The following is a 25,612-nucleotide window of genomic DNA, read 5'->3' on the forward strand; positions in this document are numbered from 1 at the left end:
ATAAAATGAAAGGCAAATTTGATAACTGGATGTTCGGCTGCGATGTTTGCCAGGATGTTTGCCCATGGAACCGTTTTAGCAAACCAACCCATGAAATTGGTTTTTCGCCACTACCCGAAATTTTAAATTTTACCAAAAACGATTGGGAAGAATTAACAGCAGAAAGTTTTAAAATACTTTTTAAAGATTCGCCATTAAAGCGGAGTAAATTTGAAGGGGTGAAAAAGAATTTAAAATTTATACAAACTTAAAACTGGTAACCCATTCTAAAAACAAGGCGGCTGAATTTATATTGGGTATCAGAAATTCCCGGCATTCCAAAAAAATCTGAAGTGGTTTCAATTTGCCTGATGTTTTTTACAGTATTACCAATGCTAAAAAAGATGCTGCCCTTTTTTGCTATTTTTATTTTATACCCAACACCGCCATCCGCATAAAAACCTCCTTTTATTTCAACGGTTGAAAATGTACCCACTATTTTCTTATCTTTTGCTACAATGTTTTTTCCGGCATTTACATAAAAAAACAAACTGTTAGTTTTTAAACATATCTCTTTTTTAAAAGCAGCAAATACTGGCAATGTTTCTTTATAGTACATATCGATAGCTACGCCTGCGCCGGCAAACCATTTTTTATATGCAATCCCATTTTCGGTTTGTGCGGTAAATGATACAGGTAATTTACCTGCAATAAAACCTGCCGAATTGTAAGAATTAAAAGCTGCTGCACTCTTCTTTTGTGCAGCAACTTTTAAGCAACTAGTAAAAACCAATATTATTGTAAATAAATACTTCGCCATTCTAATTTTGCACTGCAATTTTTGAAAGTAATTTTATATCAGCAGCATTTGTATAATCATATTGATACAATCCATCTTTTGCAACTACCAGTGCAATATTGTTATACGCTATTACGTCATTAGCTTCAGCAATTATAAATTGTTTTATCAACGAAATTGAATTAGGATTTGCAGCATCAAAAACTTTTAATCCATCATTACCATCGCAAATAAATAAAAGGTTGCCATCTTTACTTAAGCCCCGTGGGCTGGTCAAAGGATAAGATTTTATCAATTGCGGCGATTGTATATTGGTGATATTTAAAACATCTAACTGATTGGTAAAACCTGTACATCTTGTACCGGAGTGCAAAGTAACATAAGCAAAGTTATCATCGGCAATTACAGGGTCGCAGGTACGCACATGATTAAACGATCCCAGCTTAACAGGATTAACCGGATTTTGTACACCGTAAATAAACATCCCCGTATTTGACCCAATAAATAATTTGTCTTTAAAAGGAAATACCGTTTCAATTCCCCATCCTAAATTGATGGCATTTACAATAAAAGGATTTGCATTTGATGAAACATTTACAACACGTAAAGAATCGTTGGACACCGAATACATATAATCATTAAGCAAAGCAAATCTTGCTAAAGAACCGCTTATGCCCACGGGAGAAGAGCTGGATTTTAATGAAAGAAAACCTGCATCTGCAGTATTAAATAATACACCGCCTCCCCTGAAAGGTCTGATGTACCCATCATTACAATCAACTGCTGCAGTTTCAGTTTTTTTAACCCAGTCATAAACCACTTTAGTAGAATCTACATTAAAGCCATAATAAAAACGTTCAGGAAAAACACCGTTTACAAATTTAGTTACCGATACATTTAATGGATTACTGATATCCATGGCCACCAGGTCGGTATAAAAATCTGCATACAAAATGTCACCCTTCACAGCAATATCAACATTACCGGGAATATCTATAAAACCAAAATTTTTTGGGCTTGCAGGATTTGTATTATCTATTATGTGGATACCCTTATTTACTTCATTTAAAAAAATGCAATTATCCTTAATATAAATTTTACCAGGATTTGTTACAGGTTTAGGTGCATTGCTTTTAATATTTGCTCTTACTTCTGCAGTAGTTTTATACACCGGTTGAAAATATGTATAAGTATACGTTTTAGAACAAGTGTCTTTTACACAACCCTGCTGTAAAAACAAAAATGCTGTACAAAAAACTAAAGTAATTGTTTTGCTGATTAAATTTTTCATAACTAATTATTTTAAGGTTGACAATGCACATTAAACTACCGTTGCACTAATAATAATTTATTTTTTAATGGGGATTTTTAAATACACTAAAGAGCTTACTAAATGCTGTTTGCCAAAAGACTTTTTCGTTACCGAACCAATACTATAATTAAAATGATAACCAATGGAAAAAGGAAACTTTGTTTTTTGTGCAAGATCAATACCTGCGCCTGTGTTAAAAGAAAATAGAAGCTTATTAAAAATTGCTTTGTCAGTAAAATAAGCTGCAGAATTGCTATTATAAACCAATGCATTCGAATGCAGTAAAAAAGCAACTGAAGGGCCAGCCTCAATGTATAACGATGACTTTTTTAAAAATTTATACTGAAATAAAAATGGCATTTCAATTAAATGAAATTTATTTTTATAACTGGCAGAGTTCCCGTTTTTGTAATAGTAATCAGCGGCAATACTTTTATTAACATCATAATTGTAGTTAGTCATCGAATCTACCCGGTTGCCAATTTTAATAATATTGCTTTGATACAAATAATTTAACCCCGTTGTAAACTTCCACTTGTAAGTAATTATTTTTTTTGCATACAAACCAAAACTAAATGCACCACTTTTTGATGGATTGTTTGGCATTAACCTAACCTGGGGATTAATTGGCGGAGCTGAAATTGCGTTTGCAAACCTATCAACAAATACTGGCGCATCACTAAACAAACTATTTTTAACAGTAGAAATTCCTGCTGCTGCATTAATTCCGTGTTGCCATTTTACATTTCTTATTTTCTTTACTGTTTTTTTAGCAGTTGAAGTCACTGTCGTATCTTTTTTTAATAATAATGCTGCATCAACTTCAGTTTTTTTAATTTCAGGCACTTCAATTTCATCCTTCAAATTATTATTTGAAAAAAAGGCTGTATCAGCAGCAATTGTATTTTTTGCAGTAGTACTGCTTTCATTTTCTGCAGGCTCGTTTGCAATTATTTCTTCCTCAGCCGAAGTGGGTGCAGAATTTTTTATTGAAATACTTGTTTTACCTTTTGTTTTTAAATGAATATTATTTTTTGCTGCCAAATCTGTTTCTGATGTATTACCTAATTCTAAAACATTTCCTTGCTTAATTTTTATTTTTAAAGACGCTGATTTTAAATTTTGTTTGATCTTGCTTTCTGGTGTGTTAGTCAGCACTTCATTTTTTGATACAACAATAGCATGGCTAACAGGTTTTTCTTTGTTTGAATCAATTGAATTTGGAGCAACTAAACTTTCTAAAACATTTTTCTTTGCTGCAATGTTATCTGTTACCAACTTTTTATTATCACTTTTATATTTATTCATAAATAAGAACGAACCTGCTGCTAAACCGGCAAACAATAAAAGAAAAACAATCCAGCGGCGCTTTTTTTGTTTTTGCCACTCCGCTTGTACCTTTTGCCCTACAGCATCTGCCGGAGTAAATTTTAACTCCTCCATTTTTTGCTGCACATTTTTTTCAAATTCACTATTTTGCATACGACTGCATTTTATTATCTGAATAATATTTTTTTACCCATGTTATCATTAATGCTCTTGCTCTTGCATACTGGCTACGTGATGTTCCGTCGGTAATACCCAGCAGCTCGCCAATTTCCACATGCGTATAACCTTCTACGGCATGTAAATTAAAAATGGTTTGGTAGCCTGCGGGCAATTGTTGAATCAGTGAGGCCAGTTCTTTGGTGTTTAATTTTATTTCGGGGTTATCATCTGTTACGGGGTGCATGTCTAATTTTTCGAAAGCCAGATCATTTTGGTATTTGGCATTTCGTTTCAAATAATTTAAGGCGGTAGTTACCATTACTCTTCTTATCCATGCCCCCAGTTCTCCATCAAACCTGTACTGATGTAAATTTTTAAATACCCTTACAAATCCTTCCTGCAGCACATCTTCGGCATCGGCCAGCGATTTTGTATAGCGATAGCAAACACCCAGCATTACTTCGGCAAACTGGTTGTACAGTTGCTTTTGCGATACCCGGTTATTTTTTAAACATTCTTTTACCAGCAGTTGTTCTTGCTCCATGTAAACATATTCGGTAAGTTGACAATTGATTTTTGCATACCGTTGCATTTGCAAAATAAAAAACCCCAGCTACATCGCTGTAACCGGGGCTGCTATTATGAGGACTGCTAAACTAATGATTAAAATGGCGGATCAGCCGGTGTATTGGGATTGTTGTCTCTTTCTCTTAAAGGGTAAGGCATTAGGTTTCGTTTACGTTCTGTTGTTGGTCTTGCAAACCTTCTCATATCTTCTAACTTTTGTCCACTCATAAATAATTCTATGCAACGCTGTTTATAAATTTCATCCAGCAAAGCAGCATAAGAACCAAAAGAATTAATCGGTGGCTGGTTTGCTCCAACACCAAAAGGATCTGCAGCTGCAGTTTTGGTAATTACAGCATTTAAAAAAGTTTTGCTGTTAGTGCTGTCATTTGAACGGGCATAACATTCAGCTTTTATTAAAGTTATTTCGCCTGGTAAATAAACTGGTATTGCTGTAGCTACACCATTACCAAAGCCATTGATTCTGTACCTTGGCGCTACGGTTGGATTAATGGATGTATAAAACAGGATTCTTCCATCAGTTAAAGATGGCGCTAATGCAGGCACTAAACCTAAAGTAGAATCTTTTGGTTGTACTACATTATTAGTAGAAGTAGCAACTTCAAAAATTGGATTTAAAGAAAGTGCATCAAAATTAAAAGTTGATTTAATGCTAAGTGTAACTGCATTAGCGGCTGCTAAAGCCTGTGTATATAAGCCGGCATACAGAGAATATCTTGCCTTTAAAGCATTTAGTGTGTTGCCAATATCTATACCTGCAGGTACACTTGAAATGAACGAACTGCTTATTGTATTTACGGTGATAGTTGTTATAGCATTATCAATAACTGCAATAGCTTTTTTAAAGCCTTCCACCCTGTCAATAAATGTAACATTGGTACCTGTACCAACAGGAACTTTTTCCCAAAATTGCGCCATATCTGCAATTGACATCGCTTTAAAAATACTGGCATAAGCAATTAATCCGCTGGCGTAATTTTTATCGCTTAAATTATTTGCGTTGGTAATAACTAAGTCGGCATCATAAACTGCTTTATTACAAGTTGTCCAATATGTTGTAAGCATCGAATGGTTGCCATCCACTAAAGTTCCTCCGGCTGCTAATTGCACTTCCGCAGTATTGCCTGTATTAACAACAATCAATTCGTTAGTGGTTAAGCCATTTATTGTTATTAAATTATACAAAGTACTTGCTCTTCCTAATGTATATACTCTTTGTAAACCTACTACTGCACCTGTTAATCCTTTTGCAGAGGAGAATACCTGGTCTTCGGTAGCTCTTGTAGGATCAGTATAATCTTTTTTACAGCTTAATTGCAAAAGTGTAACACTGAGCAATGCCGCAAGCATTATAATTTTTATGTTTTTATTTTTCATAATTAATTTTTTAAAGGTTTAGAATTTTGCAGAAACTCCTATTGCAAATGTTTTAGGAATAGGAACAGCACCAAAGTCTATTCCACGAAGAATTGTACTCTGACCGCCTGCATTCACTTCGGGATCGTATCCTTTATACTTATCCCAGCTTTTTAAATTTCTTCCGGTAATGGAAGCAGTAATATCTTTAAACCATTTTATCTTACCAAAAGAATAGCTCAACGAAATTTCACGAAGCTTTACAAAAGAGCCGTTATCAATACGCCATTGCTCAACAGTACCATAAAAACTGCTGATATAACCACGTGGATAAACGCCTGTTTGTTCTTTCTCAGCTTCTTTACCATTACCTACACCCTGCCTTGTTCTCCAGTCGGCATTAAATACTTCACCGCCTTTTACTGCATCTATCTGAATTCTTAAACTTGCATTTTTGTAATTGAATTCATTTACAAGGGTTGCAGTATAATCAGGATTTGGATCTCCAATTATTGTACGAACTAATGGATTGGTTGTAACTGGTATGCCATTAGCATCTCTTGTAACAGTGTAGGTTAAAGGCCCTGATTGTATTCCTCTTTCGCCAACAGGAAAACCTGAAGCATTTTTCACTAAATTACCATTTGCGTCTAAAGCAAAGAAAGCCCCATAAAAAACGCCAATGGGTTGCCCTTCAATTAAAGATACGGGTGCTCCTGAGTTGGTACTTAATAATGTAAGTCCCTGTCCAATTTTTACTGCTTTATTTCTGTTATGATTATAAATGCCTGTAATAGTCCAGTTCATATCTTTATTTTGAACTGGTTTACCGGTAAGCATTAATTCAAACCCTTTGTTTTCTAAACTTCCAAAATTGTCTAACAGATTACTGAACCCGGTAGTAGGTGCAATTATTCTGCTTATTAATAAATCGCTGACTTTTTTATTATAAACATTAGCTGTTAAATTTACTCTGCTGTTAAGAAATGCCAGATCAATACCAAACTCCAATTCTTTTTGACGCTCTGGTTTTACATTAGTGTTAGCCAATGTTCCACTTGATGTTAGTGAAGTACGGCTTAAGAAAGAATTACTGCTGTAAGCATTGAACCTGTCATAAGGCCCAATACCAGTAAGGTTCCCGCTTTCTCCATAAGCAATTCTTATTTTTGCAAAATTCCAGTATTTGCTCAGCTTCATATTTTTCCAGAACTCATGTTCGCTAATAATGTAAGCTGCACTTCCCTTACCATAACTTTGATTTCGCTGGTCTTTACCAAAAACAGAAGAACCATCAACTCTTATTGCTCCTGTTAAAAACAATAAATTTTTATATTTAAAATTTTGTTGTGCATAATATCCTGAAACAGATAATTCGCTTCTTACATCAGCTCCTGCTATTGGGGTACTTGCTCCATTTACTGTTTGTACAAAAGGCGCCATCCCTCGCCCCTGCGACATCAGGTAATTATTTTTTTCGTACTGCACTGAGTAACCCACCTGGGTTGTAGAAGCAATATCTTTATTAATGTTAAATTGATACGTTCCGTTTAATTCATTATTTACCTGAAAAAAATTATCCGTTGCCGTACTGGCATATCCATTTAAAGTAGGATCTAAAGTAATACCACCTCCAAAAAAACCCGTACTTGCATTATAAGCAAATGGTGGAATATAGGTTTGTCCTCTTTGAGCATATTGATCAAAGCCTAAAGTATAATCAAAAGATAAACCTTTAAGTGGCCTTACTTTTAAACCAAGACCGGCAATGAGCCTGTTAGTTTCCTGTTGCTGTTTTATATCTTCAATAACAGATACCGGATTAACCCTTCCTCTTTCACCAATCGCTTTAATATTTCCCAACGCATCTCTTGTAAACAAATCGTGAAAATTACCAATGATGTTAATAGAATTCATGGGAGAAAAAAAAGAATTACCATCTGGCTTTTCGTTACTTAAACTATTGACATAATTTAAACTGATATTAAAATTTACTTTATCTCCTAACCCCTGGTCTAAATTTACCCTGAAACTATATCTTCTGAAATCTGTATTTTTAATTATGCCTTCATTTTTAAAATAAGATCCCGAAGCATAATATTTAGTTTTATCTTTTCCACCAGCAATAGAAACATTGTTATCTGTACCTACTGCACTTTGAAAAATATAATCATTATAATTATAGCGGGTTACTGCAGTTGTATTCGTTAATGCAGGAGTTAAAATATCCTGTGTTTGTGCCCCCGCTCCATCAGTAGGGCCACCAAATTTTGTTGGCGAATTATTTACTTCCACGCCCTTTCTTAATTTACTAAACATAACCGTTGAGGAAAAACTTACAACCGGTGCACCTGCGCTTCCCCGTTTTGTAAAAATTTGAACCACCCCTGCATTGGCTCTTGACCCATAAATTGCAGCAGCTGCGGCTCCATTCAACACTTCTATTCTTTCAATATCTGCAGGGTTAATATCAGCCATTCTGTTTTGACCAATTGTTCCAACAAAATTTTGTCCATCATAGCCGCCTTGTGTATTAGTTACCCTTGTAGTACCATTGTTTACAATAACCCCATCTACAATATACAATGGTTCGCTACTGCTGAATATAGAACTGATACCTCTTAAACGAACACTTATTCCTCCCCCAGGATCTCCACTATTTTGAGTTATTTGTGCTCCTGCAGTTTTTCCCTGCAATGCAGCAAGTACATTTCCTGTAGCACCTTTTGTAAGTTGATCAGCTTTTACTGTGCTTATATAACTGCCCAATTGTTTTTTTGTAGTTCCGGCAGATGTACCAGTAACTATTACTTCGTCTAATCCCAATGGATCTGCCAATAATTGAGCATTTACAGCGTAGTCTCCATTTGCAGTAACACTAATACTCTGTTCAGAATTTTTTAATCCTACTCCGCTAAAGATTAAAGTGTATTTTCCGGGTTTTAAATTTGTAATAATTTGATAAGCCCCGTCTGCACTGGTAGATGCACCTGCATTATTATTTTTAATGGTTACCGAGGCTCCCGATACCCCATTTCCTTTTTCATCCGTTACCTTTCCACTTATTTTTACCTGCGCCATTGCAGTTATGGCAAACAGGTTCATAAGCAGAAAAAAACTAAGCATTTTGTATTTGCTTAACTTTTTTAAAATGTAATTTTTCATATCGCAGTTTTAATTGTTTACTAATTTTGATTGCAGTTAAAAAAGGGCAGGGAGTAAAAATTAATTTTAACGAGAATACTTTTCAATTATAAAAACTGCATCAATTTCATGCATTAATGTAAATACATAGTTTGATGCTGGTACTTTTGAATAAGAAAAGATTTTTTTGCTTTATTAGAGTGGCGGATGGAGCTTAAACCAAAATAGCAATACCAGGAATATGACAACAGACCATCGCTTTGCAGGATGAGAACACTCTTTTTGATTGTAAGCATTGTTAGTTGTGGTGTTAAAGTAAGTGTAAGATAGAATAAAAATAAATACCTGCAAAAAATTGCATAAATAATTAATAATGTTGCAAAAAACCGCAATCGTTTGCATAAACTGGCTTGCGCCAGATTAATTAACAACTGTTATATTTACTTTTATGAATAAAAACATCAGCCAACTTTACAATATTGCCAATAAACCTGCACGAAAAATTATTGGTTTAATGAGTGGGACTTCGCTGGATGGGCTTGATATTGCTTTGTGCAATATTTCAGCAAACGGATTACAAACAAAGCTTGAATTAGTTCAATTTGAAACCATTGCATTTGATGATGATTTTAAAAATGAAATAAAAAATGTTTTCAGTAAAAAAGAAGTTGATTTAGAAAAGCTTACTTTATTAAATCCATGGATTGCATTACAACATGCAACAATAATTAATGCGCTTTTAAAAAAATGGAAAATAAAAAATGAGGAAGTTGATTTAATTGCCAGCCACGGCCAAACTATTTACCATGCACCAAAAACTTTACACGGACAAAATAAATTTGGCAATGCTACTTTACAAATTGGTGATGGCGATCATTTAGCAATTGCAACAGGCATAATTACAATAAGCGACTTTCGCCAAAAACATATTGCCGCCGGTGGCGAAGGTGCACCACTGGCAGTATATGGCGATTATTTAATTTTTGGTAAACCCGGCGAAGACAGGATTTTATTAAACATTGGCGGCATTGCAAATTTTACTTTTTTACCGGGCAGTATGGACAGTGCTGCCATTTTTAGTACCGATACCGGTCCGGGCAATACCATGATGGACGCTTACATGCAGCAACAATTTGCCGGAAAATATTTTGATGAAAACGCTGCCATTGCTTTAAAAGGAAAAATAAATACTGATTTATTACATGCACTAAAAGACAATGGTTTTTTTGCAAAGCCTTTTCCAAAAACTACGGGGCCCGAATTATTTAATTTAGATTACCTGCAAAAAGCAAAAGAAAAAACTTTTACGCAAAATATTTCTGTTGAAGATACGATGGCAACTTTAAATAAATTTTCGGCAGATACTATTACCGATGCTATTTTAAAAACAAGAGATAAAAATAATTCCTGCAAAATTTTTTCCAGCGGCGGCGGTATGCACAACCCTTTACTGATACTGCATTTAAAAAAAGCTTTGCCTAACTTTAGTTTTGATACTACCAGTGCTTTAAACATAAACCCCGATGCTAAAGAAGCTGTATTGTTTGCCATATTGGCCAACGAATGTATTTGTGGCGATAGCGATTATTTGCAAAAAGGTATTGCAGGAATGCCGGCAGTAACTATGGGTAAAATTAGTTTTCCGCAGTAAGTTTAAATATTCTTACTCTTTGGAGGGTTCAGAAAACATTATAAGTCATAAGGTATTACAAAACGCTCCAGGGTTTACCGCCATTTATTATTTACCGGCTTCTAATTGCATTTTTAACTTCGTAAGAGAAGTATCCATTACAGCTGCTACATTTTTACTTAAAATCATAGCGCTGAATTTTTTCCACGGTTTATACCAGGGTAATTTTTGAATAATTGCCCAGTTTACCAAAACAGAATTGGTTGGTTCAGGATAAACGATAAAGTTTGAAATCATTTCCCTGTTATTTGTTATTGAAGAAAATAACATGGTATCACTGTTGTTAAGCGTATTATTTTTAACTGTTCCTTCATTTACAAATCTGTTCCATGTTTTCCAGTCGCCGGTATTATTTAGTTTTTCAATTACTGCTCCTTTATTTTTGTTTATTGAAACCGTTTTTGATGTAACCACCTGCGATGGAAATAATAACGAAAACAAAAAGAACAATAAAGAAAATGCAATAATGTTTATCAGTAAAAATTTAAAATATTTCATGTGTTTACTCCCATTTAAAAACTTTAATGGCAACTGCATATACTATTACTCCCCATAATATTAAAACCCCTATTTCATTTCTTACATCCCATAAATTTTGTCCTTCAAAAGCTACAGCCCTCATAGCGGTGTTTAAATAAGTAAGCGGTAATGCTTTTGAAATTGGTTGCAACCATTTAGGAAAAGCTTCTACAGAAAAAAAAGTTCCTCCCAGTAAAAATTGTGGTAATGTAATAAGGTTTGCAAAAGGCGGAATGGTACTGTCGCTTTTTGCCAATCCGCTTACAATAAAACCAAAGCCCATAAAAACTAGTAAGCCCAAAAAGCTTAACACAAGCATTTCCAGCAAAGTTTGCCAGCCCTTAACCAATGTAAACCCAAACAAAAAATAACCCACTAAAATAATTACAATAGCTGTAAGCATCTGAAAAATAACCCTGGCAAAACCCTCACCTAAAACAATATAAGTTCTGGTAATGGGTGTGGCAAAAAATCTTTTTAGTACAAGTGTATTTCTCAAATTAAAAAACATAAAAGCTACACCAAATACACCAGAGCTTAATAAAGAAAACCCTAACTGCCCCGGCAAGATAAAATCAATAGTTTTATATTCTCTGACTTCTTTTCTGATTACCGGATTTATTTTATCCTGTGCTGCATACGATGGCCGGTTTGCAAACTTGGTATCATTTATTTTATTGGACATCGCATTTAATATGGGTAAAACCTGTGGCCATTTATCATCACTGGCATTGGTAGTTGCAATAGCATATTCAAAAGCCGGAAATTCTTTGCCAGTTTTAGTAATATTTATTATTCCTGCAATTTTTCCTTTTACCAAACTCATTTGTAATTCTTTTTCCGATTTGAATTGTACAATTTTTAACCGGTTGCTTTTTTTTATAGAATCGAAAAGTGTATTTGTGGTATCACTGTTTTTATCAATTACAATTTTGTAAACCGGTGTACCGCCATTATTACCAATAAAACCAAATACCAAAATAAAAATAAAAGGAAAAACAAAACTGAATATAACTGCAGAAGGGCTGCGGAAAATTGACCTTAAGCTTGCTTTTGTAATGGCCAACATTGCCCTTACCTGGCTGTAGTTTTGCATCTGAAATTAATTAAGTTGCAAAACTATCGGTAAAAAAGCATTTTAAAAAATTTGCATTACCCGACAGATGTCGTACATTTGGGTGTCAAATGTCGGATAATGAAAAAGATAACCGCTAAAAAGAAACCGGTTGGCTATAAAACCAACGCAGCTTTAAGTAAAACAGAAGAACCAATTGCACCCTATTACCGCAGTGTAAAAGTAGTAGCAGCTGTTAAAGATTTTACTTACAGCGAATTTAAAAAAATTGCAGATAAAGTAGCTTTTACGCAGGCGGAGTGGGCCGCCATACTGCACGTAAGCGAACGAACATTGCAACGCTATGCAAAAAATAATGGTGTGTTTGCTCCCATTAATGCACAACGGGCTTTACAAATTGCAAAAGTTATTGAAATGGGCAAAACTACTTTTGGCAGTTTTGATACTTTTTATTCCTGGATAAAAAGAAAACCTTACAGCCTGGAGGGTAACTTATCTTTTGAATCCCTCACCACTGCAGAAGGTATAGAAAAAGTAATCACTCAATTACACAGAATTCAACACGGTTTATTTGCATGATTGTTTACCGCATTGCCAACTCCTTATACAAAGATGATATTTCCGGTTATGGTGCCAGCATAAGAGGCGCAAGGTGGAATACTCCGGGTATTTCTATGCTGTACACTTCCGAACATATTTCTTTATGTGCACTGGAGATGCTGGTAAATATATTAATTACAGAAGTAAAATTAAATTTTCATTTACTGCAAATTAATGTGCCCGATACTGTTTCTATTTCTTCAGTTGCGGCACAAAAGTTAAAACAAAATTGGCGGGATGATGAAGGCTACACCAATTTTATTGGCAGTGAATTTTGCAAAAATAAAAATTCACTGGTATTAAAAGTACCGTCTGCAGTTATTACAGAAGAATACAATTATTTGATTAACCCAAAACATACCGATTTTAAAAAGGTTAAAATACAAAGCAGTAAACCGTTTATTTTCGACCAACGCTTATTTTCTTTTAAATGAATACAACTTATCTTTTGTTAGGCAGTAATATGGGCAACAGCAGGCAGCAACTGCTACAAGCGAAAAAAAATATTCAGCAACAAATAGGAAAAATAATCCGTCAGTCAAATTTATACAGCACTGCTGCATGGGGCAATACCCAACAGCCCGATTTTTTAAACCAGGTAATTATTGTGCAAACAAAACTTACTGCAGCACAAACAATGCAATCCATTCTTACCATTGAAAAAAAGATGGGTCGGATAAGAAATAAAAAAAACGATCCCCGTATTATTGATATTGATATACTTTTTTATAACAAAGAAATTATTGACAGCAGTAATTTAATAGTACCGCATCCGCAATTGCAAAACCGCAACTTTGTTTTAGTACCGCTCAATCAGCTCTCCCCTAACTTTAAACATCCGGTACTTAATAAAACTATCCACCAGTTATTAAGAAACAGCCCCGATAAATTAACTGTGAATAAAATTTAACGCCAAAAGAAACTATTCCATTTATTTTGCAGCTTCCAGTTGCATATTTGCCCATTGGTATATTTGCACATAATTTTTATGAAGTATAATTTTGTTACTATCGAAGGAAATATTGGCGCCGGCAAAACCACTCTTGCACATTTATTGAGCAAACATTTTAATGCCCGTTTAATTTTAGAAGAATTTGCAGACAATCCCTTCTTACCAAAATTTTACGAAAACCAGCAGCAATATGCTTTTCCGCTGGAACTTTTTTTTATGGCAGAACGCTATAAACAACTGAAAGATCTGTTGCAGACAAAAGACATGTTTCAAAACATTACCATCTCCGATTATCTTTTTACCAAATGCCTGTTGTTTGCTAAAGTTACTTTGGCCGATGAAGAATTTCGCCTGTACCAAAAATTATTCGACATCATCAATCCGCAAATAGTGCAGCCCGATATTGTAATTTACCTGCACAGCCCTGTAAACAAACTGCAGGAAAATATAAAAAAACGTAACCGTGGTTACGAACAGTCAATACCCAACGATTATCTTTTTTCTTTACAGGAAACTTATACGCAGTACATCAAGCAACATAATATTAAAACGCTTTTTGTAGATGCTTCCAATGCCGATTTTTTAGGCAACGAGTTGCATTTAAAAACTGTTATTGATGCTTTGGATAAAGAGTACGAAGATGGGCAGCATTATATAAGTTTACCGTAAAGCCTCTAACCCCTGAAGGGGAACTGCACATTTTAAAATCAAACTGTTTTTATTTATACAAAAAAATAATATTGCAGCACTAAACTATTTCATGCAAAAAAAATTGCACCTTCGCAGTAATGAATTTATCATTCAACAAAACTGCACTCTCCCCGCTTAAAGAAAAAGAATTCCGTTTATACATCATCTGCCGTTTTGTTTACATCATGGCTTTACGCATGGTAGGCACTGTGGTAGCGTACGAATTATTTCAGCTTACACAAAGTTCTTTTGCCATTGGTTTAGTAGGCCTGTCAGAATTTATACCGGTTTTTTCACTGGCACTATATGCCGGCCATGTAATTGATAAATCAGAAAAAAGAACCCTGTTATTAAAAGGAATGATCGCTTATTCATTTTGTGTAGTGCTGTTAATAATTTGCACTTTGCCCGCTGCACAACAAAAAATAAGCAAGCACTGGTTAGAATATTGTTTTTACGCCATCATTTTTTTAACCGGAATTATAAGGGCATTTGCCGGCCCGGTTTCCAATGCCATCATTGCACAGTTAGTACCACGAAATATTTTGCCCTTTGCTGCATATATCAGTTCCTCCACCTGGCTCATTGGTTCGATAGTTGGCCATGCCAGTGCAGGTTTTTTAATTGCAGGCATTGGCGTAAATTATACTTTTATCATTATATTAATTTACATTTTAACTGCCGCAACCATTTTATCTTTTATAAAAAGAAAACCCATTTTAAATATACAAAAAGATATTGGCGCATGGGACAGTGTAAAAGAAGGCTTACGTTTTGTGTACCGCAATAAAATTATGATGGGTGCAATTTCACTCGATTTATTTGCAGTATTATTTGGTGGCGCTGTTGCATTAATACCCGAGTTTAGCGAAAAGATTTTAAATACCGGCCCCATCGGTTTTGGCTGGTTAACTGCAGCATCCGATATTGGTTCTATTTCCGTTATTGTTTTGCTCACACTTTTCCCCATGAAAAAAAAGCAGGGCAAAACTATGCTGCTTGCCGTTGCAGGTTTTGGTATTTGCATTATTGCATTCGGCCTTTCCAGTATTTATTTTATTTCGTTTATTGCATTGCTCTGCAGCGGCATTTGCGATGGTATAAGTGTAATGGTACGTGGCACCATTTTACAACTCACCACACCCGACGAAATGCGGGGCAGGGTTTCTTCCGTTAACTCCATGTTCATCAACAGCAGTAACGAACTCGGCCAGTTTGAAAGTGGCTTTGCCTCCCGTGCATTTGGCCTTGTGCCCTCTGTAATTTTCGGTGGTTTTATGACGTTGCTAGTTGTAATAGTTACATGGTTTAAAGCGCCTGCGTTAAAAAAGATGGAGTATTAACCCCTATCCCCTGAAGGGGAAAATGTAGAAGATTATGTTTTTTATTTTTTTTGAGCCAAGCTTTCTAAATTCTATTTGGCTGCGGTGGCGTCGCACTCTTGTACAGAATATCTTTATTGAGCTTTTATTGCAGCGGAGAAAATGTTGTGAAAAAACATTGGATTGAATTCGTTGAAGTAACAGAGTTGTGTATATTTAGAAGCTGTTAGCTATTACTACAATACACTACAAAGACAGAAACGAGAGATAATGGAAGTGATAAATTATTCTGCTGAACCTTTAAACAAAGTTTATGGTTGGTTGCCACACGACTTGGAAGCTGAAAAAGTAATTTTCTTTCCAGATGCTTGCCCAGGAAAATCTCCTTTACCAACGGGAACAGTAGTATTCACAAAACAAGAAAAGTGGAGAAAGTTTGCAATTTCTGACTGTGGTTGTGGAATGTTGTTATGTGAAGCCAATATGTCAAAAGAAGATTTTAAAAAAGAAAAGTGGGATAAAATTTATTTTGATATTCAGGCCAACAAAGGAAAACTCGGGGACTTAGGCTCAGGCAATCATTTCCTTGACGCTTTGGAATCATACACAGACGATAAAATTTCATTTTTAATTCATACAGGTTCAAGAAATGAATCAAAACTTGTAGATGATTTAATTGACAGACCACAAAAATTCGATACAAAATTCTATGATGTTTGCGAATGGGCAAAAGATAATCGGTTTGCTATATTCAAGATACTTGAAAAATATTTTGGACGTCTAAATTTTGTACTTGACAAAAATCATAATCATTTTGAAATAACAGATAAAGGAGTAATTATAAGAAAAGGTGCAGTAAAAGTTATACCCGGCGAACAGACAGTTGTTCCATCAAATATGAATGGCGATGTAGTTTTAATAACCGCAACTGACGAAGTTGAAAATACTTATAATTCACTTTGCCACGGAACAGGACGGGTAATGTCAAGAAGTGAAGCCAAAGAGTTTGCATCAACTTTTGACTATGATGCACTGAGAGAAAAAATTTACATCCCGGAAATGATAGCAAATGAAAATATAAAAACAGACGCACCATTTTGCTATCGGGATTTGGATAGTTGTTTAGGTCTTATTGACAACCTGATCACCATAGACAAACGTTTTAGTGTATTTGCATATCTTGGACAGATGTAAGTGCAATCAACATGAACTGTCTAAAAAACAAATAAATTTGATTCTATCCCCCTACTTGGTTCGTGTCTTCACGAACCCTCTGCTAAAATATTCGCTGAATAAGCTTCTGCTCCAATCCCTTTCTGGCCTCCGCCTTGGTTCGTGTCTTCACGGACCATTCGCTAAAATATTCGATGGTTCTTCTTTCCTAACCAACAAACCTCAACAATTCTATCCCATACTTGTTTACAATTTTGTAAATTACAATTCCCCCTCCTTGGTTCGTGTCTTCACGAACCCTTTGCTAAAATATTCGCTGCATAAGCTTCTGCTCCAATCCCTTTCTGGCGCAAGTCTTCCGACAGGATGACTTGATGCCGATTAAATCCGCCGGACTCTGTCCGGAATTTGAAAATTAAATGTTTGTCAATTATCATCGCCATCTTTATTGTTCGCCAGTGTCTGATTTTTAACTACCAGCCTGCTATGTTACGCTGCCATTGTACATCCAGCCTGCCAATGAAATACTTGCGTTAATTGTAAGTTATCTTCCCTCTCCGCCTTGGTTCGTGTCTTCACGAACCATTCGCTAAAATATTCAATGGATCTTCTTTCCTAACCAAAAAACCACAACAATTTTATCCCTTTCTTGTTTACAATTTTGTAATTTACAATTCTAAAACTAAATCACTATGCAACGCAGATCCTTCCTCCGCAATACCTCCTTTACAATTGCAGGCTTAGCCTTATTCAATAAACAGGTAGCCGCAGCATTTTTTGCACAACCTGCATGGAAAATTAAAATGCTTACTGATACCATTGGTGTGTTTACCGAGAAAGGCGGCACCATTGCATTTTATATTTCTAAAAAAGGAATGGTGGTGGTAGATTCACAATTTCCGGAGCAAAGCCAGCATTTAATTGATGAACTGAAAAAGAAAAGTGAAAAGCCTTTTAAATTGTTGATCAATACCCATCATCATGGCGATCATACAGCTGGTAATATTTCTTTTAAAGGTTTGGTACCGCATGTGCTGGCACACGCCAACTCCTTAACCAATCAAAAAAATAGCGCTGTAAAAAATAAAAACGAAGACAAACAATTATACCCCGACCAAACCTATACCGATACCTGGAGCCAAAAAATGGGCAAAGAAAAAATAACGCTGCATTATTTTGGTGCAGGCCATACTAACGGCGACAGCCTGGTGCATTTTGAACATGCCAATATTGTACACATGGGTGATTTAATGTTTAACCGCCGCCATCCGTTTGTAGATAAAAGTGCCGGTGCCGATATGGGTAACTGGATAAAAGTTTTGGATAAAGCCATTGCAACTTTCGATAATAAGACACAGATAATTTGCGGCCACTCTGCAGAAGGATTTGATATACTGGCCAACACTTCAGACTTAAAAGCGTTTGGTGATTATTTAGGAAATGCATTAAAATTTGTTGATGGAGAAATAAAAGCCGGCAAAACAAAAGATGAAATTTTAAAAGCAACAACCTTCCCCGGTATTGGCGAATGGAAAGGCGATGGCTTAACAAGACCGCTGGAAGCTGCATTTATAGAAATTAATTCTAAACTACCATAAAAATTATTAGCTGTAATACCAATAAAATATAAAACTCCCGCAAAGCAGAAATTTTTTAGTGCACAATATTTTATTCTGCCGTAACCGGGCTAATCATATTCTTAACTTCTTCAATTCTGTTTGCAGGAAACCCTCCCTGCATAGCGTGCTCTTTTATTAATTCTTTATTTGGTGCAGTGTAAACACAATAAATTTTATCTTCCGTTACAAAACTTTCCAACCACTGAATACTTTGGCCAAGTTTACTTAGCACACCACAGGATGTTTGAGAAATGGCTTTCAATTCATCAGCAGAAAGTTTACCAGCACCGGGCAATTCTCTTTCAATTACATATTTTGGCATATTTATTTTTAAAACAATTTACAAAAAATATAGGAATGCTGGAAAGTTTATTTTTATTTAACTGCTGATAATTTTTCCAACACATAATATACAGCAGGGCAAAAGCTGGAATTCTTTAAGGTAAGCGGTTGTCTTTTCAACAGCACATCTTCATCGGTATAAGGAAAACGCTGGCAATCGCTGGGGCGTACATCATAAATGCTGCAGTAATTATCAGTGCCTAAAAAAGCACAGGGTTTTGTTCTCATAACATAATCGCCATCGCTATCAACAAAAAGATAAGTATTGATCAAATCACCTTCCTTCATTTTAAGGTGCTTGCTTATGCGTTTAATATCCGGCGCTTTAAAACGTGGCGAATAACTTTTGCAGCAGTTGCCGCATTTAAGGCAGTCAATTTTTTCAAATGCTTCTTCATGCAGATCGGGCAAGGCTCTAAGCACTTTATTTTTATCGGCCCGGTGCAAAAATTGCTTGTACACTTTTTGGTGATCTGCCGATTTTTTTTCCCAGTTTTCCAGTAAATCCTCTTCCATTGTGCAAATATCGTTTTTAACAGCCGCCCCGCAATGGCAAGTTTTAGTAATGTTAAAGAAATTTAGTGTGCCTGTTCTGTATAATTTCAGTTATTTTGTAAAAAAAATTACATGTTACAAGTTATCGTTCCCCTCGATTTTTCTGAAACCTCTTTTAATGCGGCGCATTATGCCTGCAATATGTATTCAAAAAGAAATGATGTAAACATTATTTTGTACCATTATTATTCAGGCAGCGAGGACGTAAACACTGCACATAATTATTTAGACAGTCTTAAAAAAGAATTACTGGCCTGTGCGGCACAAATTGAAACTTACACCGAGTCGGGGGATAATTTTATTGACAGCCTTAACGCTTATGCCCATGTAAGATCGGCGTATATGATTGTGATGGGCTTAACAGGCAAATCGGGTTTGGCGCAACGCTTTTACGGTACCAACACTTTAAAGATGGCAGAAAAAAATGTATGCCCTGTTTTAATTATACCCGAGGATGCCCGTTTTAGCCAAATTGAAAATGTGGTGATTACTTCCGAGATGAAATATGTACAGGAAAGCCCTACCCTGCTAACGATAAAAAGGGTGCTGCAGGATTTTAAGCCCTCGGTGCATGTATTAAATGTTGATGACAGTCATTATATTTCTTTAACAGATGCTTTTAAAGATGAAAGGGATAAAATGGAATTATTGTTAAAGGATTTTAATCCCGAATTTTATTTTATGAGATTGTATGATTTTCATGAAGCCGTTAATTTATTTACGGGGGATAAAAATATTGATATGATTATTACTGCCCCAAAGCACCATAGTTTTTATGAAAGATTGTTTAAGACACAGCATACAAAAAAAATGATTTATCAAAGCAAAGTGCCAGTACTTGCCGTGTATGAGTAACATTTGGCAGCAATGCTGATTAATTTCTACCAATTGTAAACTTTTATTGTATAAAATTGTTTAGTGCTACTATACAAAGTGGCACTTTTTATTGCGGTTATACAGCAGTTTTCCACAGTAAAAAATCAATCATTTTATTGATGCGTAATCTTGTTATGTTATCGTAATTTTGCGGCGGCATAAAACCTTTTAGCTACGCTTAGATAAAAGGTGAATAAAGATATACCGTTGAAGAGTGTCTCGCCTTAGGCCAGACCAATGAAGTTTGATAGTAGCACCACAGCCTGGTACAAAAAAAATATATTTTATTTATGAATCTTTTCGAGCAGCAACAACACGAATTTACAGCAAGGCATATTGGCCCAAACGAACAGGAAACAAAAGCCATGTTAAAAGCCATTGGCGTTAATTCAATTGATGAATTAATTGATAAAACAGTGCCGGCCTCTATCCGTTTGCAAAGTCCTTTACAAACTGCTGGCCCGGTTAGTGAATATCAATATTTGACAGATTTAAAGAAAACAGCATCGTTGAATAAAGTATGTAAATCTTACATCGGCCAGGGTTATTACAATACCATTGTACCCAGCGTAATTTTGCGTACCGTTTTTGAAAACCCCGGATGGTACACCCAATACACGCCTTACCAGGCAGAAATTGCACAGGGCCGTTTGGAAAGTTTGTTAAACTATCAAACCATGGTAAGCGATTTAACGGCACTGCCTATTGCCAATGCCAGTTTGCTGGATGAAGGCACTGCAGCCGCAGAAGCCATGGCCATGCTGTTCAATCATAAAAATAAAGACCACGACCATATTACTGCGCCAAAGTTTTTTGTAGATGAAAATGTTTTTGCACAAACAAAAGATATTTTAGTTACAAGGGCTACACCTATTAATGTGGAATTAATTTTTGGGGATTACAAAACAGCCCAGTTAGATGAATTATTTTTTGGAGCTATTGTACAATATCCCAATGCCAATGGTGCGGTGGAAGATTACCGGAATTTTATTGACAAAGCTCATGCTGTAAATGCACAGGTGGTAATGGCAACCGATTTATTGTCGTTAACCTTATTAACGCCACCCGGTGAATTGGGTGCCGATGTTGCTATTGGAAATTCGCAACGCCTGGGCGTGCCCATGGGTTTTGGCGGACCACATGCGGCTTTTTTTGCAACCAAAGATGAGTTTAAAAGAAATATTCCGGGACGTATTATTGGTGTAAGTATTGATGCTCAGGGCAACCGTTGTTTACGCATGGCATTACAAACAAGGGAGCAGCATATTCGCCGTGAAAAAGCAACCAGCAATATTTGTACAGCACAGGCATTGTTAGCAAATATGGCGGCTATGTATGCAGTGTATCATGGTGCAGATGGGTTAACCAATATTGGAAAGAGAGTAAGTTTATTAGCACTTACATTAAGTGATGAATTGGCAGAATTAGGTTTTACCAATGTGAATGAATATTATTTTGACACTTTAAAAATTCAGGTTAAAGATGTTGCTGCCATTCGCAAACTGGCAGAGCAGCAGGAAATTAATTTTAATTATACTGATGAAAATTACATTGGTATTTCGTTAGATGAAACTACTTCTCAAAACGACATTTTAAACATACTTCATGTTTTTGCTTCATCGCAAAATAATGATACCGCTATTGCTAATTTTGATGCAGATATTTTGTTAGAAAATATTCCGGCATCGTTAACCCGTACTTCAGAATTTTTACTGCACCCGGTTTTTAATACGCACCACAGCGAAACTGAAATGATGCGTTACATAAAATCTTTAGAGAATAAAGATTTGAGTTTAAACACCTCAATGATAAGCTTGGGCAGTTGCACCATGAAACTAAATGCAGCAACGCAATTAATTCCTGTAAGCTGGCCCGAGTTTGGCGGCATACATCCTTTTGCCCCGGCATACCAATGGAAAGGCTATCAGCAAATTGTTACGGAGCTGGAAAACTGGCTGAGTAATATTACAGGTTTTGCTGCAACATCTTTACAACCTAACAGTGGCGCACAGGGCGAGTATGCAGGTTTATTAACCATCAGGGCTTATCACGAACACCGCAACGATACGGGCAGAAATGTAATTTTAATTCCTATATCTGCACACGGCACCAATCCTGCAAGCGCTGTAATGGCCGGCTTTAAAGTAGTAGTTACTAAATGTGATGAGGCTGGAAATATTGACGTGGCTGATTTAAGGATGAATGCAGAAAAATATAAAGATACCTTAGCTGGCTTAATGGTTACTTACCCCAGTACACATGGCGTGTTTGAAGAAAGCATAAAAGAAATCTGTACCCTTATACATGATAATGGCGGATTGGTTTATATGGACGGTGCAAACATGAATGCACAGGTTGGTTTAACATCTCCCGGAAATATAGGTGCAGATGTTTGCCATTTAAATTTGCATAAAACATTTGCTATACCTCACGGAGGCGGCGGCCCTGGCATGGGACCGATTTGTGTAAATGAAAAACTGGCACCTTATTTACCATCGCATGTTAATCATGCAACCGGTGGCAACAAACCTATACATGCGGTAAGTGCTGCACCTTATGGCAGTACCTCAATCCTCTTAATAAGTTATGCTTATATAAAATTATTGGGGCCCGATGGTTTAAGAAAGAGTACAGAGTATGCTATTTTAAATGCCAACTATATGAAGGCACGTTTGGAAGATGAATATAAAATTTTATACAGTGGTAAGAATGGCACCTGTGCACACGAATTTATTGTTGACCTTCGTCCGTTTAAACAAAGCGCAGGCATAGAGGCTGAAGATGTTGCTAAAAGATTGATGGATTATAATTTTCATGCGCCTACTTTAAGTTTTCCGGTTGCAGGCACCATTATGATTGAGCCAACAGAAAGCGAAGACAAAGCTGAACTTGATCGTTTTTGCGATGCCTTATTAAGCATTCGTGAAGAAATAAGGGCTGTTGAAAATGGCACAGCAGATAAAGCTGATAATCCTTTAAAGCATGCACCGCATACTCAAATGGTTATTTGTGCCAACGACTGGAAACATAATTACAGCAGGGAAACTGCAGCCTTTCCTTTAGAATTTGTAAAACAAAATAAGTTTTGGCCAGGCATCAGCAGGGTTAACAATACTTATGGCGACAGGAATTTAATTTGCACCTGCGAACCGGTCAGTGCTTATGCAGAAGAAATAGTATAAAAATTAAGTGCTTAATATTTAAAAAGCCATCCGAAAATTAACGGATGGCTTTTGTTATTTTGCCGGAATAAATACTGGCGGAGTTATTGTAGTAATCTCAACTGAATTAAGTAGTAACAGGTTTTTCCTTTGCCTGTGTTAACCTTGTAAATTCAGAACCGCTGAAAATTTTAGATAACTGGTTGTTATTTGTTTTTTTCCATTCAGGGATGCTGGCTTCAGTAACAATGCGCCAAAAATTTTTGGCTTTTAAATCTTCGTAGTCGTTGGTTTTTACAAACACACCAACAATTGTGTTACGTTTTTTAAATTCAATCTTAACTGCATTTTTTTCAAGATGAGCTGGTTCTAAAAACTTAATAATAAGATCATTATTCATGTTGTAATTTTTTGCAAATGTAGGCTAATTAAGGCTTTCAGCCGAATCTATTTTTTTTAAAAACTTTACAATGTTAATTATCAGCAGTTTAACTTTCATTCAACCTGTTTGCTTTAATTTTAAAACCAAAATATCATACCATAAAATAAATGATAGCATTATCTTTTTATAGTGAAATAAATACACTTAAACCCTGTAACAAACTGCATTAATATTCATTCCTGCACCAACAGAAGCAAATAAAATAATATCGCCATCATTCAGTTGATGATCTATCATATTATTTTTTCTTACCAGATCCAGCAATGTAGGTATAGTGGCAACAGAGTTGTTGCCTAATTTATGAATACTCATGGGCATTATATGTTCGGGCACAATTTTTATGCCGTACAATTTATACATCGCTTTAATAATGCCTTCGTCCATTTTTTCGTTGGCCTGGTGTATAAAAACTTTTTTCAATTCGCTGATATCCACCCCTGCTTTATCCAAACAATCCTTCATAGCCTGCGGCACATATTTCATAGCATACTCATACACTTTTCTGCCTTTCATTTTTATGTAGCGCACACTTGGGTCAGCATCTGGAAAATTTGATTTGCCCATATTTAAATAATCCACTTCATCCATACAATGCGATTGAACACTGCAAGCTAAAATACCGCTTTGGGTTGCAGTTGATTCTTTAGCTTCCAAAATACTTGCTCCTGCTCCATCCGAAAAAATCATACTGTCACGGTCGTACATATCTATTACCCTTGATAAAGTTTCGGTACCAATAACCAAACATTTTTTTGCCATACCGGCTTTAAAAAAAGCATCGGCTTGAATTACACCCTGCAACCAACCAGGACAGCCAAATAAAATATCGTAAGCTACACAGTTTGGATTTTTAATTTTCAACACATGTTTTACTCTTGAAGCCAATGCCGGCAGCACATCTGTTTGAATAGTATTTGTAATAACGTTACCAAAATTATGCGCCACAATTATCTGGTCTAAACTCTCCGGGTCGCATTGTGCATCGTCAATAGCATTTTGTGCAGCAATGGCCGCCATGTCGGACGAATCCATATCGCTATCTGCATAGCGCCGCTCTTCTATACCTGTTATTTGTTTAAATTTATCTACTATTTCCTGCGGATCGGTGGCAATTTTTTGATTGTCTTCTCCATAAAAATTAAGCCCTGTAAACTCTTTGTTGGTTTTTATATTAGCCGGTATAAAACTTCCTGTTCCGGTAATTACCGTTTTAATTGTACTCATGCATTAATAATTAAAAAATAAAACAACTGCTAAATAGCTGTAAAGTTATAAAATAAAAAGGCAATGCTGTGTTGCAGGATTATGATACGCTGTTTTAAAATAACAGTAAGTGCATTGATAATACTATTAGATGAAAAATATTTCTACATTATTCTCTATATAAAAACTTTACCAAAATAGTCAAATCCCGGTTCTCTACTTTATACTTTGATTAACTATGTAGTAAAAAATACTGGATGGGCAGAAAAATCCAATTGATAATGCCTTTATCCTGAGTAAATAGCAGTATTAATTCCGCCATGAAATCCGTCCACAGCATAACAATTTTTGATTTAAAAAGCTGGTAATAAAGAGAAATAAAGGGTCTTAAAAAAAATTTATCATCATTTTATTAATAAAAAACTATATTTGCACCTTATTAAATAATACAATACAATTTAAAATGGACAAACAACAAGGTACCGTTAAGTTTTTAAACACTGAAAAAGTATTCGGTTTCATCAAACACAACGACTCTAACAAAGAAACTTTTGTACACGTAAGTGGATTAAAAAGCCAAAATATTAAAGAAGGCGACAGTGTTGAGTTTGATTTGCAAGAAGGCAAAAAAGGAATGAACGCAGTTAATGTGGAAGTAGTAGGATAACACCTCGCTTTTAAAAAACCTTTCAGGGCTGTACCAAAAGTGCAGCCCTTATTTTTTACC

Annotated in this window: 23 protein-coding genes and 1 pseudogene; 12 read left to right on the forward strand and 12 right to left on the reverse strand. The window is 35.6% G+C overall.

Annotation, left to right across the window (positions count from 1 at the left end):
• A pseudogene (locus ACY65O_RS03810) lies at window positions 1-251 on the forward strand (tRNA epoxyqueuosine(34) reductase QueG); the annotation flags it as partial.
• Here ACY65O_RS03810 and ACY65O_RS03815 read toward each other — a convergent pair.
• The 6 genes from ACY65O_RS03815 to ACY65O_RS03840 form a co-directional block, all read right to left on the reverse strand.
• The gene (locus ACY65O_RS03815) at window positions 248-799 is read right to left on the reverse strand and encodes a hypothetical protein (RefSeq protein WP_462219521.1); all 552 of its coding nucleotides are present in this window, start codon (window positions 797-799) and stop codon (window positions 248-250) included. The pseudogene ACY65O_RS03810 and the gene ACY65O_RS03815 sit on opposite strands and share 4 nt — an antisense overlap.
• A gap of 1 nt (window position 800) precedes the next feature.
• Window positions 801-2,069: an LVIVD repeat-containing protein gene (locus tag ACY65O_RS03820; RefSeq protein WP_462219522.1), complete on the reverse strand. Its 1,269-nt coding sequence runs from the start codon at window positions 2,067-2,069 to the stop codon at window positions 801-803.
• Window positions 2,070-2,126: 57 nt separating this feature from the next.
• On the reverse strand, window positions 2,127-3,572 hold the full coding sequence (locus ACY65O_RS03825) for a porin family protein (protein ID WP_462219523.1): 1,446 nt from the start codon (window positions 3,570-3,572) through the stop codon (window positions 2,127-2,129).
• Window positions 3,562-4,122, reverse strand: a complete 561-nt coding sequence (locus tag ACY65O_RS03830; protein ID WP_462219524.1) for an RNA polymerase sigma factor — start codon at window positions 4,120-4,122, stop codon at window positions 3,562-3,564. Before ACY65O_RS03830 ends, ACY65O_RS03825 begins: the two co-directional genes overlap by 11 nt.
• 119 nt (window positions 4,123-4,241) lie before the next feature.
• A complete protein-coding gene (locus ACY65O_RS03835; RefSeq protein WP_462219525.1) occupies window positions 4,242-5,543 on the reverse strand; it encodes a RagB/SusD family nutrient uptake outer membrane protein in 1,302 nt (433 codons plus the stop codon).
• Between the two features lie 18 nt (window positions 5,544-5,561).
• Window positions 5,562-8,687 carry a SusC/RagA family TonB-linked outer membrane protein gene (locus ACY65O_RS03840; protein ID WP_462219526.1) on the reverse strand — a complete coding sequence of 1,042 codons (3,126 nt, stop codon included), beginning with the start codon at window positions 8,685-8,687 and terminating at the stop codon, window positions 5,562-5,564.
• Between the two features lie 427 nt (window positions 8,688-9,114).
• Here ACY65O_RS03840 and ACY65O_RS03845 point away from each other — a divergent pair, with 427 nt between their 5' ends.
• A complete protein-coding gene (locus ACY65O_RS03845) occupies window positions 9,115-10,317 on the forward strand; it encodes an anhydro-N-acetylmuramic acid kinase (protein WP_462219527.1) in 1,203 nt (400 codons plus the stop codon).
• Window positions 10,318-10,404: 87 nt separating this feature from the next.
• Here the strand turns inward: ACY65O_RS03845 and ACY65O_RS03850 are convergent, their stop codons facing one another.
• Window positions 10,405-10,854, reverse strand: coding sequence for a hypothetical protein (locus ACY65O_RS03850; protein WP_462219528.1), 450 nt, complete (start codon window positions 10,852-10,854; stop codon window positions 10,405-10,407).
• Between the two features lie 4 nt (window positions 10,855-10,858).
• Window positions 10,859-11,971, reverse strand: coding sequence for an ABC transporter permease (locus ACY65O_RS03855; RefSeq protein WP_462219529.1), 1,113 nt, complete (start codon window positions 11,969-11,971; stop codon window positions 10,859-10,861).
• Window positions 11,972-12,070: 99 nt separating this feature from the next.
• On the opposite strand from ACY65O_RS03855, the gene parS reads away from it, so the two are divergent.
• From parS to ACY65O_RS03890, 7 genes are all read left to right on the forward strand, one after another.
• Complete coding sequence (gene parS, locus ACY65O_RS03860) at window positions 12,071-12,529, forward strand: type II RES/Xre toxin-antitoxin system antitoxin (protein WP_462219530.1); 459 nt, start codon at window positions 12,071-12,073, stop codon at window positions 12,527-12,529.
• Window positions 12,526-12,984: an RES family NAD+ phosphorylase gene (locus ACY65O_RS03865; protein ID WP_462219531.1), complete on the forward strand. Its 459-nt coding sequence runs from the start codon at window positions 12,526-12,528 to the stop codon at window positions 12,982-12,984. The genes parS and ACY65O_RS03865 overlap by 4 nt, the downstream gene beginning before the upstream one ends.
• Window positions 12,981-13,460, forward strand: a complete 480-nt coding sequence (gene folK, locus ACY65O_RS03870; RefSeq protein ID WP_462219532.1) for a 2-amino-4-hydroxy-6-hydroxymethyldihydropteridine diphosphokinase — start codon at window positions 12,981-12,983, stop codon at window positions 13,458-13,460. The genes ACY65O_RS03865 and folK overlap by 4 nt, the downstream gene beginning before the upstream one ends.
• Window positions 13,461-13,538: 78 nt before the next feature.
• Complete coding sequence (locus ACY65O_RS03875) at window positions 13,539-14,171, forward strand: deoxynucleoside kinase (RefSeq protein WP_462219533.1); 633 nt, start codon at window positions 13,539-13,541, stop codon at window positions 14,169-14,171.
• Window positions 14,172-14,290: 119 nt separating this feature from the next.
• Window positions 14,291-15,535 carry an MFS transporter gene (locus ACY65O_RS03880; RefSeq protein ID WP_462219534.1) on the forward strand — a complete coding sequence of 415 codons (1,245 nt, stop codon included), beginning with the start codon at window positions 14,291-14,293 and terminating at the stop codon, window positions 15,533-15,535.
• 249 nt (window positions 15,536-15,784) lie between these two features.
• A complete protein-coding gene (locus ACY65O_RS03885; RefSeq protein ID WP_462219535.1) occupies window positions 15,785-16,708 on the forward strand; it encodes an RtcB family protein in 924 nt (307 codons plus the stop codon).
• Between the two features lie 671 nt (window positions 16,709-17,379).
• Window positions 17,380-18,285 carry an MBL fold metallo-hydrolase gene (locus tag ACY65O_RS03890; protein WP_462219536.1) on the forward strand — a complete coding sequence of 302 codons (906 nt, stop codon included), beginning with the start codon at window positions 17,380-17,382 and terminating at the stop codon, window positions 18,283-18,285.
• Window positions 18,286-18,355: 70 nt separating this feature from the next.
• On the opposite strand, the gene ACY65O_RS03895 is transcribed toward ACY65O_RS03890, so the two are convergent.
• Both ACY65O_RS03895 and ACY65O_RS03900 read right to left on the reverse strand, forming a co-directional pair.
• Window positions 18,356-18,628: a DUF4242 domain-containing protein gene (locus ACY65O_RS03895; RefSeq protein ID WP_462219537.1), complete on the reverse strand. Its 273-nt coding sequence runs from the start codon at window positions 18,626-18,628 to the stop codon at window positions 18,356-18,358.
• Window positions 18,629-18,681: 53 nt separating this feature from the next.
• On the reverse strand, window positions 18,682-19,164 hold the full coding sequence (locus ACY65O_RS03900) for a YkgJ family cysteine cluster protein (protein WP_462219538.1): 483 nt from the start codon (window positions 19,162-19,164) through the stop codon (window positions 18,682-18,684).
• A 111-nt stretch (window positions 19,165-19,275) separates the two neighbouring features.
• Here ACY65O_RS03900 and ACY65O_RS03905 point away from each other — a divergent pair, with 111 nt between their 5' ends.
• Window positions 19,276-20,058 carry a universal stress protein gene (locus tag ACY65O_RS03905; protein ID WP_462219539.1) on the forward strand — a complete coding sequence of 261 codons (783 nt, stop codon included), beginning with the start codon at window positions 19,276-19,278 and terminating at the stop codon, window positions 20,056-20,058.
• A gap of 311 nt (window positions 20,059-20,369) precedes the next feature.
• Complete coding sequence (gene gcvP, locus ACY65O_RS03910) at window positions 20,370-23,261, forward strand: aminomethyl-transferring glycine dehydrogenase (RefSeq protein ID WP_462219540.1); 2,892 nt, start codon at window positions 20,370-20,372, stop codon at window positions 23,259-23,261.
• Window positions 23,262-23,367: 106 nt separating this feature from the next.
• Here the strand turns inward: gcvP and ACY65O_RS03915 are convergent, their stop codons facing one another.
• Together ACY65O_RS03915 and ACY65O_RS03920 are read right to left on the reverse strand one after the other, a co-directional pair.
• Window positions 23,368-23,640, reverse strand: coding sequence for a short-chain dehydrogenase (locus ACY65O_RS03915; RefSeq protein ID WP_462219541.1), 273 nt, complete (start codon window positions 23,638-23,640; stop codon window positions 23,368-23,370).
• Window positions 23,641-23,826: 186 nt separating this feature from the next.
• Window positions 23,827-24,906: a 3-oxoacyl-ACP synthase III family protein gene (locus ACY65O_RS03920; protein ID WP_462219542.1), complete on the reverse strand. Its 1,080-nt coding sequence runs from the start codon at window positions 24,904-24,906 to the stop codon at window positions 23,827-23,829.
• A gap of 442 nt (window positions 24,907-25,348) precedes the next feature.
• Between ACY65O_RS03920 and ACY65O_RS03925 the strand changes: the two genes are divergently transcribed.
• Window positions 25,349-25,552: a cold-shock protein gene (locus ACY65O_RS03925; protein WP_462219543.1), complete on the forward strand. Its 204-nt coding sequence runs from the start codon at window positions 25,349-25,351 to the stop codon at window positions 25,550-25,552.
• Window positions 25,553-25,612 lie beyond the last annotated feature (60 nt).

The organism is Ferruginibacter sp. (assembly GCF_031430955.1).
Classification (GTDB): domain Bacteria; phylum Bacteroidota; class Bacteroidia; order Chitinophagales; family Chitinophagaceae; genus Ferruginibacter.

Bases quoted from the DNA above. Each gene is read 5' to 3' on its own strand.
- ACY65O_RS03840 (WP_462219526.1), bottom strand. From the start codon at position 8,687: ATGAAAAATTACATTTTAAAAAAGTTAAGCAAATACAAAATGCTTAGT.
- ACY65O_RS03855 (WP_462219529.1), bottom strand. From the start codon at position 11,971: ATGCAAAACTACAGCCAGGTAAGGGCAATGTTGGCCATTACAAAAGCA.
- ACY65O_RS03920 (WP_462219542.1), bottom strand. From the start codon at position 24,906: ATGAGTACAATTAAAACGGTAATTACCGGAACAGGAAGTTTTATACCG.
- ACY65O_RS03880 (WP_462219534.1), top strand. From the start codon at position 14,291: ATGAATTTATCATTCAACAAAACTGCACTCTCCCCGCTTAAAGAAAAA.
- parS (WP_462219530.1), top strand. From the start codon at position 12,071: ATGAAAAAGATAACCGCTAAAAAGAAACCGGTTGGCTATAAAACCAAC.
- ACY65O_RS03845 (WP_462219527.1), top strand. From the start codon at position 9,115: ATGAATAAAAACATCAGCCAACTTTACAATATTGCCAATAAACCTGCA.
- ACY65O_RS03850 (WP_462219528.1), bottom strand. From the start codon at position 10,854: ATGAAATATTTTAAATTTTTACTGATAAACATTATTGCATTTTCTTTA.
- gcvP (WP_462219540.1), top strand. From the start codon at position 20,370: ATGAATCTTTTCGAGCAGCAACAACACGAATTTACAGCAAGGCATATT.
- ACY65O_RS03890 (WP_462219536.1), top strand. From the start codon at position 17,380: ATGCAACGCAGATCCTTCCTCCGCAATACCTCCTTTACAATTGCAGGC.
- ACY65O_RS03925 (WP_462219543.1), top strand. From the start codon at position 25,349: ATGGACAAACAACAAGGTACCGTTAAGTTTTTAAACACTGAAAAAGTA.
- ACY65O_RS03885 (WP_462219535.1), top strand. From the start codon at position 15,785: ATGGAAGTGATAAATTATTCTGCTGAACCTTTAAACAAAGTTTATGGT.
- ACY65O_RS03830 (WP_462219524.1), bottom strand. From the start codon at position 4,122: ATGGAGCAAGAACAACTGCTGGTAAAAGAATGTTTAAAAAATAACCGG.
- ACY65O_RS03815 (WP_462219521.1), bottom strand. From the start codon at position 799: ATGGCGAAGTATTTATTTACAATAATATTGGTTTTTACTAGTTGCTTA.
- ACY65O_RS03915 (WP_462219541.1), bottom strand. From the start codon at position 23,640: ATGAATAATGATCTTATTATTAAGTTTTTAGAACCAGCTCATCTTGAA.
- ACY65O_RS03895 (WP_462219537.1), bottom strand. From the start codon at position 18,628: ATGCCAAAATATGTAATTGAAAGAGAATTGCCCGGTGCTGGTAAACTT.
- ACY65O_RS03875 (WP_462219533.1), top strand. From the start codon at position 13,539: ATGAAGTATAATTTTGTTACTATCGAAGGAAATATTGGCGCCGGCAAA.
- ACY65O_RS03905 (WP_462219539.1), top strand. From the start codon at position 19,276: ATGTTACAAGTTATCGTTCCCCTCGATTTTTCTGAAACCTCTTTTAAT.
- ACY65O_RS03825 (WP_462219523.1), bottom strand. From the start codon at position 3,572: ATGCAAAATAGTGAATTTGAAAAAAATGTGCAGCAAAAAATGGAGGAG.
- ACY65O_RS03865 (WP_462219531.1), top strand. From the start codon at position 12,526: ATGATTGTTTACCGCATTGCCAACTCCTTATACAAAGATGATATTTCC.
- ACY65O_RS03900 (WP_462219538.1), bottom strand. From the start codon at position 19,164: ATGGAAGAGGATTTACTGGAAAACTGGGAAAAAAAATCGGCAGATCAC.
- ACY65O_RS03835 (WP_462219525.1), bottom strand. From the start codon at position 5,543: ATGAAAAATAAAAACATAAAAATTATAATGCTTGCGGCATTGCTCAGT.
- folK (WP_462219532.1), top strand. From the start codon at position 12,981: ATGAATACAACTTATCTTTTGTTAGGCAGTAATATGGGCAACAGCAGG.
- ACY65O_RS03820 (WP_462219522.1), bottom strand. From the start codon at position 2,069: ATGAAAAATTTAATCAGCAAAACAATTACTTTAGTTTTTTGTACAGCA.